Here is a 14,980-nt window from a genome sequence, read left to right as displayed (position 1 = left end):
TTATTTAGCAATTATTAAGATGATTTGTGTTAAATAATCTTATCAGCTAGCGGCAGTGCTAGCTGATACAGGTATGATGATTGAGCCTTGCTATGAGTTTTTCAGGTTTAATCGTCATGCGCTATCTTTTTTATAGACCATATCCTTTTAATTTTCAATATCGCTTCTTTAGCAAAGCCTATGATAACGAACGATGATTTTGCTAAAGGAATGAATTTTTACCTAATATCCACGCTTAACTACTTATTATAATTAGCCAACAGCCAAAGGTGACTTATGGACAACGCCCTAGTACAACCAATGAACGAACAATTCAAGAAGCCACTTCCCGGTACTGATTTGTATTATTTTGACACCCGTGAGGCCGTCGAGAGCATCGAAGCTGGCGCGTATGACAAGCTACCATTTTGCTCAAAAGTATTGTGTGAAAACCTAGTACGCCGTTGCCCACCAGAAGAGTTAACCGATGCGCTAAAGCAGCATATTGAAGGCAAGCAAGATCTAGATTTTCCTTGGTACCCTGCCCGCGTCGTTTGTCATGATATCTTGGGTCAGACGGCCTTTGTTGATTTGGCAGGCTTGCGTGATGCTATCGCTGAGCAAGGCGGTGATCCGTCCAAGGTAAACCCTATCGTGCCAACCCAGCTTATTGTTGACCATTCATTGGCCGTTGAGCACGCAGGCTTTGAAGACGATGCGTTTGAGAAAAACCGCGCGATTGAAGAACGCCGTAACGATGACCGTTTTCACTTTATCAACTGGTGCCAGTATGCTTTTGACAATGTAAACGTCGTACCGCCTGGTAACGGCATCATGCATCAGATTAACCTAGAGAAAATGTCACCTGTCGTACAGGTCGTGCACAATAAAGCGGGTGAAGAAGTTGCTTTTGCCGATACATTGGTTGGTACTGATAGCCACACGCCGATGGTCGATGCACTAGGTGTGATTTCAATCGGGGTTGGCGGTCTAGAAGCTGAAAGCGTCATGCTAGGTAACCCATCCTATATGCGCCTGCCTGATTATGTGGGTGTCAAATTAACGGGAAAATTGCAAAAAGGCATCACTGGTACGGATCTTGTACTGGCAATGACTGAGTTCTTACGCGACGCAGGTGTGGTCTCTACCTATATCGAATTCTTTGGTGACGGTGCACGCCAGCTAAGTGTCGGTGACCGCGCTTCTATCTCCAACATGACGCCTGAATATGGTGCCACTGCCGCGATGTTCTATATCGATGAGCAAACGACTGACTATCTACGTCTGACGGGGCGCTCTGAGGAACAGATTAAACTGGTTGAGCAATACGCCAAGCAAACGGGTCTATGGGCTGACGGCATGGAAAAAGCCGAATACGCACGCGTCCTTGAGTTTGATTTGTCATCAGTCGTACGTAATATGGCAGGCCCGTCGCGTCCCCATGCCCGTGTATCGACTACCGACTTGGTTGCCAAAGGTATCGCTCATGGCGCTGACGAAAAACTGCCTGAACCAAAAGATGGCCTGATGCCAGATGGCGCGGTGATTATCGCTGCTATTACCAGCTGTACCAATACTTCAAACCCACGCAACATGGTGGCAGCAGGTCTTGTCGCTCGTAACGCCAATGCCAAAGGCTTATTACGTAAACCTTGGGTGAAGTCATCATTAGCACCAGGCTCAAAGACCGTTAAAATGTATCTAGAAGAAGCAGGGCTGATGCCAGAATTGCAAGAGATTGGCTTTGATGTAGTCGGCTTTGCCTGTACCACGTGTAACGGTATGAGCGGTGCGCTAGACCCTGATATCGAAAAAGAAATTATCGACAATGATTTATTTACCACGGCTGTGCTGTCTGGTAACCGTAACTTTGATGGTCGTATCCACCCATACGCCAAGCAGGCATTTTTGGCATCGCCGCCACTGGTTATTGCTTATGCCATCGCTGGTAACATCCGCTTTGATATCGAAAAAGACTCATTGGGTAAAGACCAAGACGGCAATGACGTCTATCTAAAAGACATCTGGTTTGATGATGAAGAAGTGGATGCAATTGTTGCTGCTGCTGTTAAGCCTGAGCAATTCAATGCCGTATATATCCCAATGTTTGATGAAGCCAAAAAAGACACAGGTAAGGCACTAAGCCCATTATATGACTGGCGTGAAATGACCACTTATATCCGCCGTCCGCCGTATTGGGAAGGCAAAATGGCCAAGAAAAATAAACTGACAGGCCTACGCCCGCTTGCAGTCCTTGGTGATAACATCACAACCGATCATATGTCACCTTCAAATGCTATTCTTGGCTCATCAGCAGCTGGCGAGTATCTCGATACTATGGGCTTGCCTGCTGAGGACTATAACTCATACGCAACCCATCGCGGCGACCATTTAACCGCGCAACGTGCCACCTTTGCCAACCCTAAGCTATTGAACGAAATGGTACGCGATGAAGATGGCGAAGTTGTCCAAGGATCACTGGCGCGCGTCGAGCCAGAAGGTCAAGTCATGCGCATGTGGGAAGCGATTGAGACCTACATGAACCGTGAGCAGCCACTTATCATCATCGCAGGTGATGGCTATGGTCAAGGCTCAAGCCGTGATTGGGCTGCCAAAGGTGTCCGTCTCGCTGGCGTAGAAGCCGTCGTCGCTGAGGACTTTGAGCGTATTCATCGTCAAAACTTAGTTGGCATGGGCGCGCTACCTTTACAGTTCGAGGAAGGTACGACTCGCCATACGCTAAATATCGATGGTACGGAAACATTTGATGTCACAGGTGAAGTCTCTGCTGGCGGGTTGATGACTCTAGTGATTCATCGTGCCGATGGTAGTACCGCTGAGACGCCTATTATCTGCCGCTTAGATACAGCTGATGAAGTGAAAATGTACAATGCTGGCGGTATGCTACAACGCTTTGCTAAAGAGTTTATCGAAGGTACGCTTGATATCGTCTAAGGCTATCCTGTAGGTTTCAGCGTGATAAGCAGTAAAGTATAAAAGTCGCCGATGTTGTATAACTTTATATGACATCGGCTTTTATTTGCTAATGTTAAAGCTTGGTTCAAAACATGGTTTGCAAGCTACACACTGAGCCTTCTTACTTATATCTTAATATTGAAAAATAGCTAAATATTGAGTTTGCTTCACCAATAGCGTAATATGTACGATATATTGTACAAGTTATGCAAAATGTCATGAAAGGAGTAAGCCATGAGAGTCGTTAGTTTTTCAGAAGCCAGAAAGCACCTAAAGTCCGTCCTAGATACGGTAAACGATGATGCCAACGCCACTATCGTAACCCGCCGTGATGCTGATGATGCCGTTGTGATGTCGCTTGATTATTACAATAGTCTGATGGAAACCGTTTATCTATTAAAATCTCCTGCCAATGCGGCGCACTTAGCGGACTCTATTGCTCAATATAAAGCTGGCAAGACTGTTACGCGTGAGCTAATAGATACGGTAGAAGATAGTGATAAAGGTGATGGTAGCAGCGATAATAATGAGCATACGTATAGCGATATTGAAAGTGCTTGAACTCAAAGACTGTAATCCATCCAAAGGAAAAGGGTCTAACAATTAGTGAACAACTAGCATGGACAGATGCTGCGTGGAAAGACTACCTATACTGGCAAACGCAAGACAAAAAAACACTCAAACGTATTAACAAACTCATCACCGAATGTAAGCGTAATCCGTTTGAAGGCATTGGCAAACCTGAACCCCTAAAAGAAAATCTATCTGGATTTTGGTCAAGACGCATCGATGACGCCAATCGGTTGGTATATGCCGTCGATGATAACTATCTGACGATTATCTCTTGTCGCTATCATTATTAACGAGCGCTCTTAGTCGTTCATACTTACTTGCTAATGACACCGCACCCAATCTTATAACAATATAAAAAGGACTTAATACAGTGGCTCAAACCAATACTCAATCAAAAGCCTCTTTCGCCCCGCAACTATCCGTTCCTGCTACCTATATGCGCGGTGGTACTTCAAAAGGCACTTTTTTAAATTATCTGATTTACCTGAGCGCTGCCAAGTCGCTGGCGAATCACGTGATAACTTCCTATTACGTGTCATCGGCAGCCCAGATCCTTACGGCAAGCAGATTGATGGTTTGGGCAATGGTAGCTCTAGCACGTCAAAAACGGTTATTTTATCGGCCTCTTCTAGCTCAGATCACGATGTGAATTATCTATTCGGACAAGTTAATATTGCCAAGCCAATGATTGACTGGGCGGGTAACTGTGGTAACTTAACCGCAGCCGTTGGTGCCTGTGCCATTAATATGGGTTTGGTCGATGCCGACAAGATTGCTAACAGCATCGATGACAATGCAGATAGCGGTATTTGTGAAGTACGCATTTGGCAAGAAAATATCGGTAAAACGATTATTGCGCATGTTCCAGTCTATAAAGACGCAGATGACAAAGTACAGGTTCAAGAGACGGGCGATTTTGAATTAGACGGTGTAACCTTCCCAGCGGCTGAAGTCAAAATTGAGTTTATCGACCCTGTAGATGCCACTAGTGACATGTTCCCTACTGGTAACTTGGTCGATGACTTCAATGTTTCTGGCTGCGGTTTAAATACCGACAGCGTCAAAGCGACCTTCATTAGCGCTGGTATCCCAACCATCTTTATGAAAGCAGAAGATTTAGGCTTTACGGGTACTGAATTACAAGGCGACATCAATAGCGATGGTGAGCTACTTGCCAAACTTGAGAAAATCCGTGCCACAGGCGGTGTGGCGATGGGATTATTTAAAGACGTTTCTGAAGCACAGACCAGCCAACACATTCCTAAAGTCGCTTGGGTAGGTGCAGCACAGAGCTATACGGCCTCTAGTGGTAAGTCGGTCGATGCAGGTGAGATTGACTTAGTGGTACGTGCTATGAGTATGGGGCAATTGCATCACGCTATGATGGGTACAGCAGCAGTCGCTATTGCCGCCGCAGCAACCACACAAGGAACCTTAGTAAATGAGGCCGCTGGTGGTCAGAAGTTCGATGAAGTACGTTTTGGCCATCCATCAGGTACATTGCTCGTCGGTGGAAAAACTGAACTGGTCGATGGGCGCTGGCAAGCCAAAAAGTGTCGATGAGCCGCTCAGCAAGGCGTATCATGGTAGGTGAAGTTTTTGTGCCAGCGGATGCGTTTTAAGCGTAGTCATGGCGTATTTTAATTTGCGATAGAGTTTTATGCCAACATCTTCCCAACCCCGCCGTGTGCAATTAGACAAGAAAGCTCCCGTCGAGAAAAAGAACGGCGGGCGCTGCTGTGGGATATTCTAAAAAAACTGGCGGTATTTGCTAAACCTTACCGCGTACTTATCATTGCCACCTTAGTGCTGACCGCCCTAGGCTCCTTTACCGCTCAGGTTAATGCGTTTGTGCTGCGTTATACCGTTGATACGTTGACCGAAATTGCCACGCTTACCGAGCCATGGCAGGCAGGTCTGCGAATGCTAGGGATTATTAGCGCTGTCCTCCTGACCAAAGAGATCCTGTCGATATTTATCTCGTTTGGGCAACGCTTCTTCGGCGAAAAGATTCGTATCAATCTATCACGTGATTTATCGCAAAAAATCATTGAGCGCATCTTGACCTATCGGATGGCATTTTATACCAGTAGCGAAAACGACAGTGGCAAGTTGCAAACCCGTATCGATTATGGCGTCAGCAGCTTAACCAGTTTAGTGCAAAACTTTTTTATCGATATGCTACCGCTGTTTGCCAATGCGATCGTGGCACTTATTATCATGTTTTCGACCAATTTTTGGATAGGCTTGGTCGGTCTTATTATCATACCCATTTACTTTTTTATCAGTCAAAAGCAAGCACGCCGTCTGCAAGGTTTTCGTCGGCAGATGCGCGGGTTTCGAGAAGCCAAAAGCGGTTTGGTGATCTCTTTGATTAATTCAATCAGCGTGGTGAAATCCTTTGTCCGTGAGTCCATCGAGGCTGAGAAGCACTTAGCCATTCAAAAGGAAATGACCGACAATCAACTGCGCATTCGTAGTATTGGCTTTATTTATGATGCCATCAAAACCTTTATCGAGCAGATTGGGGTGGTGGTTATCATCCTTCTCACCGCTTATTTTGTGCTACAAGGTGAGATGACCATTGGCATGATTTTGTTTCATGTCATGCTGTTTCAAAACGTCGCCGCCCCTATCCGTCAGTTGCACCGCATCTACGACCAGATAAATAATGCATTGACCTATGCCGAAGGTTTTTTCGATATTTTAGAAGACGATAAACAAGTCGAAAACATCGATGGCATCAGTAGCGAAAACCTAAAGGGCCATATCGAGCTTAAAAACGTTGATTTTACCTACCCGAATGGCACACAAGCGCTAAAAAACGTCAGCTTTACTATCAAGCCTAATCGTATCACTGCGTTGGTTGGCCTTTCTGGCGCAGGAAAGAGCACGATTATCAATCTATTGGTCAAGTTCTATGCCCCAGACGCTGGCACGATTTGCCTAGATGGGCATGATTTGGCTGACTGTGATACCCATGAGTTGCGTCAGCGCATCGGCCTAGTCCTACAGAGTAATCATATTTTTTCGGGTACGATTAGTGAAAACATCCGCTATGGCGATATGAATGCTAGCGAAGATGACATCATCGTGGCTGCAAAAAAGCCTCTATCCACGAGCAAGTCATGTCTCTACCAGATGGCTACGAGAGTACCGCCAAATCCTTATCAGGCGGTCAGCAGCAGCGTATTGCATTGGCAAGGATGTTTTTAAAAGACCCGCCCATTGTATTTTTGGACGAGCCAACCGCCAGTCTAGACGCTATCGCCAGTCAGCAGGTCAAAAAGAGCCTAGATCTGATCAAAAAGACCGTACCGTCATTATGGTTTCGCACAATATTGCCCAAATCATTGATGCGGATGATCTCGTGGTGATAGAAAACGGCGAAGTCGTCGAGACAGGTACGCACGAGGCACTTTATGCCCAGCGCGGCAAATATTTTGAAATCTTTAGCGCCATGTCTGATAGCCTAAACTTAGACAAAATCAGCCAGACCCTAAACGGTTAGGAATGGTTAATGCTTGCCTAAATCGTTATAATGCCAATCTTTTACTGCCTATTGCCAGAAGCTAGCCCACTATGACTTGTGAATTCTCTTTAAAAACCTTTGACGAGCTGACCTCAGTTGATCTTTATCATATTTTAAAGGCACGCTCGCAAGTGTTTGTCGTCGAACAAAACTGTGCCTATCAAGATATGGATGAAGTGGATTTTGATTGCTTGCACCTAATCGCTCATCAAAATGCAGCATTGGTTGGCTATTGTCGTATCATTCCACCTGAGTTTAATAAGCTGAAATCCAATCTATCGGTTGCTGACCCTACGATTAAAACCAACCATACTACTATGCCTGCCATCGGTAGAGTGCTGGTATTGTCAGAGCACAGAGGTGATGGCCTAGCACGGCAGATGATGACTCAGGCCATTGCACACTGCCGAAAAAACTATGGTAAGAAGCGACCGATTATTATCTCTGCACAGGCTTACTTACTTAGCTTTTATGAGTCTTTGGGTTTTGTACCTGAAGGAGAACATTATCTCGAGGACAATATCGAACATGTGAAGATGGTGCTATACGTTGCTAAGAAAAACAAAATCAAAAAAGAGAGCACGGATACTGCGTCAACCACAAACAAAGTTTTAAGCTCTCTACTCTTTATCTTGGCAGCAATGTTTATTCTAGGCTTGCTATATTTAATGATTTAGACAGCTTGTAAGGTCTTAATTCTTAACATAATTCAAATTGGTTGTTCCATATTGAGTATGCTACTTTTAAATGATGACTCCTTTAAAACGATGGCTGAGATAATCAGTCAAGGAAGTAGCACACTCAGGATGAGGAACCAACCATGTCAAATAATCACTTAGATAACGATTCAAATACAGCCAATTCAAATATTAACGATGCAACTGTAGAGAGCAACGTTCGTCCAGAATATGACGATGAAATTCAAAAAATCGCCGATTACGTTCTTAATTATTCAATAGACGAGCAATCCCTAAACCCTACTGATGCATGGAATACCGCGCGCCACTGTCTAATGGACACGCTTGGCTGTGGTCTATTGGCGCTGCGCTTCCCTGAGTGTACCAAGCACTTGGGGCCTGATTGTCCCGATCAAATAACGCCGCATGGCGCTCGCGTCCCTGGCACATCCTATAGGCTAGACCCCATCAAAGCCGCTTTTGATATTGGCTGTATGGTGCGCTGGCTTGACTATAACGATACATGGCTTGCTGCCGAATGGGGCCATCCTTCTGATAACCTGGGTGGTATCTTAGCGGTTGCCGACTATATTAGTCAAAAAATATCAGCCAAGGACAAGCACCATTAACCATGAGAGCCGTGCTTGAAGCCATGATCATGGCGCATGAGATTCAAGGTGTACTGGCACTAGAAAACTCATTCAATCGTGTGGGGCTCGATCATGTGTTCTTGGTCAAGTTGGCATCAACAGCCGTCGTTGCCAAACTTTATCAGCTGTCCCGTGAGCGCATCATGGCAGCGATTTCACAAGCCATCGTCGATGGTCAGGCACTGCGCACCTATCGGCATGCACCCAATGCTGGTAGCCGAAAATCATGGGCAGCAGGCGATGCGACCAGTCGTGCGGTACGTCTGGTAGATATAACGGCGCGTGGTGAAATGGGTATCCCTGGCGCATTAACTGCACCGCAGTGGGGATTCTATGATGTGCTATTTAGCCATACCAATAAGGATCTAGCCACAAAGCCTGAAGACGATCGTCGCTTTAAATTCCAGCGAGATTTTGGTAGTTATGTGATGGAAAATATCTTATTTAAAATAAGCTTTCCGGCTGAGTTTCATGCGCAAACTGCTTGTGAAGCGGCAGTTATTTTGCACCCACACATCGAAGACAGAATTGACGATATCGAAAAAATCGTCCTGACCACCCATGACTCAGCGATTCGCATCATCTCAAAAGAAGGCGCGCTTGCCAATCCAGCCGATCGAGATCATTGCTTGCAGTATATGGTGGCTGTACCGTTGTTGACAGGCGATCTAATGGCAGAGAACTACGAGGATGACTATCACGAACAGCATTTGTCAATCGATGAGCTACGCAGCAAGATGTTTGTAGAAGAAAACGCGCAGTATTCAAAAGATTATCATGACCCAAGTAAGCGTTCTATTGCCAACGCCATTCAAGTATTTTTTAACGATGGCAGCAGTACAGAAAAAGTGGCTGTAGAGTATCCTATTGGCCATAAACGCCGCCGCGCTGAGGGCATCCCTGTGCTGGAAGCTAAATTCCGCGCCAGTCTGGCCACTCGCTTTATTGAAAGTCGCTGTCAGCAGATCATTGAGTTGTGCGACGATCAAGAAAAACTGGAGCAGACGCCTGTGAATGAGTTTATGTCACTGTTTGAAGCGTATTAGATTGATGGCTTACTAGTACGCTAGCGTCAGTTTAACGGCTACCAAGGTATTGACTCTCCAGCCCAATCGACAAAACTGCCTGACTGGGTAGCAGTCATACCTGAGAGCACTTCCAATAAGCACTCCGCGCTATACGCTGGTGAGAACAGATGTCCTTCAGCGACATTGCCTTGGAACGGTGCGGAGAGTTGGGTGTCAACAGTGCCTGGTTGCATGACAACCACGCAGACGTCTTTTAGTGACCTACCCCATTCGATACTTAGATTTTTCATGCCCATATTAAGCGCCGCCTTACTCATTCTATAGCTATACCAACCGCCAAGCTGATTGTCAGTAATACTGCCAACACGGGCTGATATGGTCGCAAAAATAGCAGGATGATTGGCGCTGCGATTAGCCTTGGCGAGCAACGGTTTGATGTGTTTGGCTATCAGCAAACTGGCTAGCGCATTGATTTGCATATTTTGCAAAAGAACTCTGTTTCCATCTGTCGCAAGGCCTTTTCTGGCTGTGCGGTCCCTGTATGCAATAACCCCACACAGTTGATCACCCAATCCACATGACCGACTGTCTGTTTGATGGTATCGGCAGCTTTTTTAATACTATCCTCATCACTGACATTCATTGGCAGCCAATGTAGGTTTTCTGCTTCAATATTCGGCTTATTTCGATGATAAGTAGCAAATACTTGTGTGCGATGGCTTTGATTAGACTGACTGTCCGTTTGATTAGCAGTCGTTTTTTGTATTAGCTGCTGTACCATGGCTTGACCAATGCCGCCTGTTCCACCGATGATAAGATAGGTTTTATTATTCATTTCGTTATTCATATGGCACCTTCCTTTTTTGATATGTCTCTTTTATACGTTTTTTGACACGATTGGGTTTCATTTATTCATTTTGGCTGACTTTATAAGCGTTTACTATGATAAAAATAATACAAGTCATCCTCATTCTATATACGCTACAATAATCTATAACGATTAGAACGCCTGTTTTCGGATTGCTATTTATTATATTGACGCTTTCATACGGATATTATCGCATTATGCTATCACCCCAAGATCAACTGACCGAGCTGGTACGTGCTTTAGAGACCGATCAGCACGTTTTTGCCACTGACCCGTTATTAATCACGGAAAAACTACAGGGCGAGGATGGCACGCCTATCCAAAAGCTGCATCGACGTGCATCACGTATAGATAGCAACGGGGCGCTTGCGCGTGTTCTAGGCAAGATTGATGGTCGTATAAAGGGCATCATGATTGTTATGAGCGTGGTGTGGTGTATCTCGGGATTTTTGGGACTGTTCACGCTATTGCAGTCTAATGTTGTGAACTTCTTTTATGTGTTGGTCTGTCTACTTGGTTTTCATACCATTATGCTTGGTGGCTGGCTTGCCATGACACTCATCAATCGAGATCAACAATCGCCCAGTTGGTTTGCGAGCTTTGTCAGTCCAAGTTATCTCATACGCGGTAAGGACGATGTGACCAAGGCGGCTGTCGATCTGTATGAGCGGCAGTTGCAGCACAGCGGTATGCGCTGGTATTTGGGGCGGTTTAGTCATCAGTTGTGGCTCGCGACATTGACCGGTATGCTGCTTGCGATTATATTTTTGCTGGTTGTACGTCAGTATAGCTTTAGCTGGGAGTCAACCTTACTCTCTGATCAGGCGCTTGTGAGCCTGACTCAGGTATTAGGCTGGCTACCGAGTATGGTAGGATTTGGTGTGCCAGACAGTACGGCAATCGCACAGAGCAGGCTTGTCACTGAAGCCATGCCACTGTCTGTTGCAAGGCAATGGGCAGGATTACTGGTCGGTAGCTTGCTGATGTACGGTATTGTACCGCGAGCGATAGCATGGGCGTTCTGTGCATTGATGTTCCGCCGCAAAAAATGCGTTTGGATATCAAACAGCCGTATTATCAAAAAATCCTAAACTTTTGGCAGCGGCACGTGGTAGATGCTGATGACTTTATAGAAGCGCTAGCCCCTATCGCCCCAAAAGCGACGGTCAGTATGGGCAAAAAGTTAGTTGCGCTGCTTGAATACCCTGCAAATCAGGACGAATGGTGGCAGTCAGGGCTTGATGGCAGCAACCATGGTTTTGAACAATCAAGCGAAGTTGAGGATTTTGGCATCGTTGATGACCGTGATGATATGGCACGGCTTAAAAACTATTTAGATGCGCATCCTGTACAGGTCTTACTTGGCATTCATAGCAACGCACTGCCCGACCGCGGTACGCTACGAAAAATCGATCAAATCGCTACTCACGCCAAAGATGGGCTTATTGTACAGCTGCTTAGCGATACCAACTCTGCGGCTAGCTTGACTGATGCACGTACCGATGATGAGCCATTAGACAAACAAGCAGTTCGCTATCAGCAATGGCAAACAGCGCTCTCTGCACGAAAAATTGGCTTGGTTGATATAGATGCTTAATACATTCTAATTTTTAATCTATTACTTGCAATCTATTTTTCATATATGAACTTATCATTATGACTCGCACGATATACAATAAATAAATATTATAGATCTATAACCTCAGACAGGCTTAAAGACTTATTGATATAACAGTTGTTAAGATATATTTTGATAGCTGTGACGTCATATCAAGACGACAAGGATGTTTTATAGTGGCTAGGAGCCCAAGATGGCAGCAGATAACTCTTTAAACAGCCCCCTTATGACCCTAGGTCAATATGGTCAACTATTGGATGGTTACCGAGAGGCATTAAACCAAAGTATCTTAACAGCTGCGCCAGAGGCGTGGCAGCCAATGCTAGCGAGCATTTTGCCTGCGTATTGGCAAGAGTGGCTGCTACCGCTGGCTGGTGGTCCATTTTTCTTGTTATTTTTGGCAGAATGGTTCTATCAGTCCAAGCGTGGCAATAGTAGAAGCTTTAGTTGGCGCCGTGCGATGACCAATTTTAGCTTGGGCGGCTCTTATTTAGGGTTTGAATTGATTGTCCAAGCGCTTATCGTCATACCTATCTGCTTATGGTTATATCAATATCGCTTATTTACTATTGAGGTGACATGGCTCACCGCCATTCCTATATTCGTCGCGGTTGAATTTAGCTACTACTGGTTCCATCGTGCGTCACACCGTATGAATTGGTTTTGGTCAGCGCATGTCGTGCACCATTCAGATGACCATATGAATCTGTCCACCGCCATGCGTCAAAGCCTGCTGTACTCAGTGACGGGATGGTGGCTATTCTTTGTCCCGCTGATGATGTTAGGCGTACATCCTGTCTGGGTATTTTTCTTTTATGGGTTGGATTTGATTTATCAATTCTTTATCCATACCGAAACCGTGGGAAAATTCCCCAAATGGGTGGAGTATGTCTTTGACACTCCATCTAATCACCGTGCTCACCATGGCACCAATAACGAATACATTGATCAAAATTATGGCGGCGTTCTCATTATTTTTGATCGCTGGTTTGGCACTTATGTAGAAGAAGATACGGTCAGTAATCCAGTTAAATACGGTGCCGTTGGTGAAGCCAGCCACGATAATATCATTAGCCTGATATTTGGCGTCTTTTACCGTATGTGGCAGCGCTTTTTCGTGCTAAAGGGTTTAAGAAAAAGCTAAAGGTACTGCTGCGTCCACCAAGTGCTGTCTAATATAGTCAATTCTCTATACTTTGGATACGGTATCAGTCTCGCTTAGCATACTATTTGTAGTGCTTTCACTCGTCTTCCTTGTATTCAAAGTATATTGAACCGACTAGAGCATGATTATAAATGCGTGGACTACGATTTATGAACCGATACCCAGTCAGATTTGTTTTACAATAAATGGCTACTATGTGTTTTTGCCATCAATAAATATAAGACTTTACTATGAATAATGACAATAAAAATAATCATGCAGGTCTCTTTGCAGACAAGGCTTATGAGCCAACCCCTGATGTCTCAAGCACTCCTTCAGACAACACCTCAAAATCTACAGTAGCTCAGTCAATAGCTACTCAGGATAATCAACCTGTATCAACCGAAGCATCAGCAACGACAGCACCAGTGTCAAGGGTAACAAAGAAAACCATCGCCAGTGGTGAACCGCTCAAATTGGCCGTTGTTGGTCATACCAATACGGGTAAAACCTCTATACTGCGCACGTTATTGCGAGACGTATATTTTGGTGAAGTCAAAAACGAAGCTGCGACCACGCGTCACGTTGAGCAAGCACAGCTGACAGACAGTCGAACTGGTGAGGTGCTGGTAGCACTATACGATACGCCTGGTCTGGAAGATGCTTCAGGGCTTATGGACTGGCTAGAGGACAACACTGCCAGTCGCCGTGATGGTATTGAACGTCTGCAACAGTTTTTGGCGGCGGATGTCGCTCAAGGTTCAGACAGCTATGACTTGCCCTATGATTATAGTCAAGAAGCCAAAGTAATTCGTCAGCTGCTGACAAGTGATATGGCCATTTACGTGGTAGATGCTCGTGAGCCTGTATTGGGTAAATATAAAGACGAGCTATCGATTTTGTCTTGGGCTGCTATCCCCGTCATGCCTGTTTTTAATTTTACAGACAGCCAGAATGCTAATATCGACGACTGGCAAACGATGCTGGCAAGACGCAATCTGCATATTTCAACGCGTTTTGATTCGGTCGCGTTTGAGTTTGAAGATGAGATGCGCCTATGGAAAAACCTAGCCACCATGCTCACCCACTCTGAGATGCTTGAGCAGCTGATGCAACGTCGAACGGAAGACTGGGCTCAGCTGTATGATGAGGCCAATATCATCATCGCTGATTTTTTATTGAATGTTGCTGCCTTTGTGCGCGAGATCAATGAAGATGACGACCCACTGCCTGTGTTACAGCAAATGCAAGAAGCCGTTAGACAAAGTGAGCGTGCGATGCAGCATAATCTCCTGAACCTATATAAGTTTTATGACAACGCGGTCGCAGCAACACCGCTTGAACTACAAGCCTATCAACAAGATCCTTTCGACCCTGAACTTCTCAAGAGCTACGGTATTCGTACCACTTCTGGTGCAGCAGCTGGTGCGCTTCTAGGATTAGGTATCGATGCAGCAGCCCTAGGTACGACCCTTGGATTGGGTGCCGCAATAGGTGGGATCGCAGGCGGGTTGCTATCGAATACCAGTAGTATTGCCGATAGGATTACTGGGGTAAAACGCTTATATATCGATCCTGCTACGTTGACGCTATTAGCAACGCGAGCATTAGACTTACTTACTGCATTACGCCATCGTGGTCATGCTGCTACAGATGCCACTCAGTTATTATATAAAGGCGAAAACAGCAGTCTTGGAACGTCGCTAACTAACGACATTAACCATGAAGATGAAGACAATAATCCAATTACTGTATGGCCAACTCATAAATTACCAAGTGAGCTCAAAAAAGCGCGTGGTAAACCACAATGGTCGTCGCTTAGCAGCGGCAAGTCCGAACAAGCTCAGTTACTACGCACAGACATGGCATGGTCGCTGTCAGGTAAACTACAGTCGTATAAGCGTGAGTCATAAATTACCAGCGAACTATCTATGC

At 45.4% G+C, this 14,980-nt stretch carries 9 protein-coding genes and 4 pseudogenes; 11 read left to right on the top strand and 2 right to left on the bottom strand.

Annotation, left to right across the window (positions count from 1 at the left end; all coding sequences use genetic code 11):
- Window positions 1-300 precede the first annotated feature (300 nt).
- From acnD to ACOBWA_RS07085, 8 genes and pseudogenes are all read left to right on the top strand, one after another.
- Window positions 301-2,934 (top strand): Fe/S-dependent 2-methylisocitrate dehydratase AcnD, encoded by a 2,634-nt coding sequence (gene acnD, locus ACOBWA_RS07120; RefSeq protein WP_420230739.1) that lies wholly within the window; start codon window positions 301-303, stop codon window positions 2,932-2,934.
- A gap of 255 nt (window positions 2,935-3,189) precedes the next feature.
- Window positions 3,190-3,438, top strand: a pseudogene (locus tag ACOBWA_RS07115) (type II toxin-antitoxin system Phd/YefM family antitoxin); the annotation flags it as partial.
- A gap of 119 nt (window positions 3,439-3,557) precedes the next feature.
- Entirely contained in the window at window positions 3,558-3,818 is a 261-nt protein-coding gene (locus ACOBWA_RS07110; protein WP_037025847.1) for a Txe/YoeB family addiction module toxin, read from the top strand.
- 146 nt (window positions 3,819-3,964) lie between these two features.
- A pseudogene (gene prpF, locus ACOBWA_RS07105) lies at window positions 3,965-5,150 on the top strand (2-methylaconitate cis-trans isomerase PrpF).
- Between the two features lie 38 nt (window positions 5,151-5,188).
- Window positions 5,189-7,039: pseudogene (locus ACOBWA_RS07100) on the top strand (ABC transporter ATP-binding protein).
- A gap of 71 nt (window positions 7,040-7,110) precedes the next feature.
- Window positions 7,111-7,737 (top strand): GNAT family N-acetyltransferase, encoded by a 627-nt coding sequence (locus ACOBWA_RS07095; RefSeq protein WP_420230646.1) that lies wholly within the window; start codon window positions 7,111-7,113, stop codon window positions 7,735-7,737.
- Window positions 7,738-7,880: 143 nt separating this feature from the next.
- On the top strand, window positions 7,881-8,366 hold the full coding sequence (locus tag ACOBWA_RS07090; protein WP_420230645.1) for an MmgE/PrpD family protein: 486 nt from the start codon (window positions 7,881-7,883) through the stop codon (window positions 8,364-8,366).
- Window positions 8,367-8,368: 2 nt separating this feature from the next.
- On the top strand, window positions 8,369-9,433 hold the full coding sequence (locus tag ACOBWA_RS07085) for a bifunctional 2-methylcitrate dehydratase/aconitate hydratase (RefSeq protein ID WP_420230644.1): 1,065 nt from the start codon (window positions 8,369-8,371) through the stop codon (window positions 9,431-9,433).
- Window positions 9,434-9,471: 38 nt separating this feature from the next.
- Here the strand turns inward: ACOBWA_RS07085 and ACOBWA_RS07080 are convergent, their stop codons facing one another.
- Both ACOBWA_RS07080 and ACOBWA_RS07075 read right to left on the bottom strand, forming a co-directional pair.
- Complete coding sequence (locus ACOBWA_RS07080) at window positions 9,472-9,903, bottom strand: hypothetical protein (RefSeq protein WP_420230643.1); 432 nt, start codon at window positions 9,901-9,903, stop codon at window positions 9,472-9,474.
- Entirely contained in the window at window positions 9,876-10,262 is a 387-nt protein-coding gene (locus ACOBWA_RS07075; RefSeq protein WP_420230642.1) for an SDR family NAD(P)-dependent oxidoreductase, read from the bottom strand. Before ACOBWA_RS07075 ends, ACOBWA_RS07080 begins: the two co-directional genes overlap by 28 nt.
- 218 nt (window positions 10,263-10,480) lie before the next feature.
- Between ACOBWA_RS07075 and ACOBWA_RS07070 the strand changes: the two are divergent.
- The 3 genes and pseudogenes from ACOBWA_RS07070 to ACOBWA_RS07060 all read left to right on the top strand — a co-directional run bounded on the left by ACOBWA_RS07070 (window position 10,481) and on the right by ACOBWA_RS07060 (window position 14,958).
- A pseudogene (locus tag ACOBWA_RS07070) lies at window positions 10,481-11,880 on the top strand (DUF2868 domain-containing protein).
- 214 nt (window positions 11,881-12,094) lie between these two features.
- Window positions 12,095-13,045 (top strand): sterol desaturase family protein, encoded by a 951-nt coding sequence (locus ACOBWA_RS07065; protein ID WP_420230641.1) that lies wholly within the window; start codon window positions 12,095-12,097, stop codon window positions 13,043-13,045.
- A gap of 251 nt (window positions 13,046-13,296) precedes the next feature.
- A complete protein-coding gene (locus ACOBWA_RS07060; protein WP_420230640.1) occupies window positions 13,297-14,958 on the top strand; it encodes a DUF3482 domain-containing protein in 1,662 nt (553 codons plus the stop codon).
- The last annotated feature ends 22 nt before the right edge of the window (window positions 14,959-14,980 follow it).

Source organism: Psychrobacter sp. ER1, from assembly GCF_048631835.1.
GTDB lineage: Bacteria > Pseudomonadota > Gammaproteobacteria > Pseudomonadales > Moraxellaceae > Psychrobacter.
The sequence above is the reverse complement of the archived record's forward strand: the minus strand, read 5'-3'. Positions and strand labels throughout refer to the sequence as shown.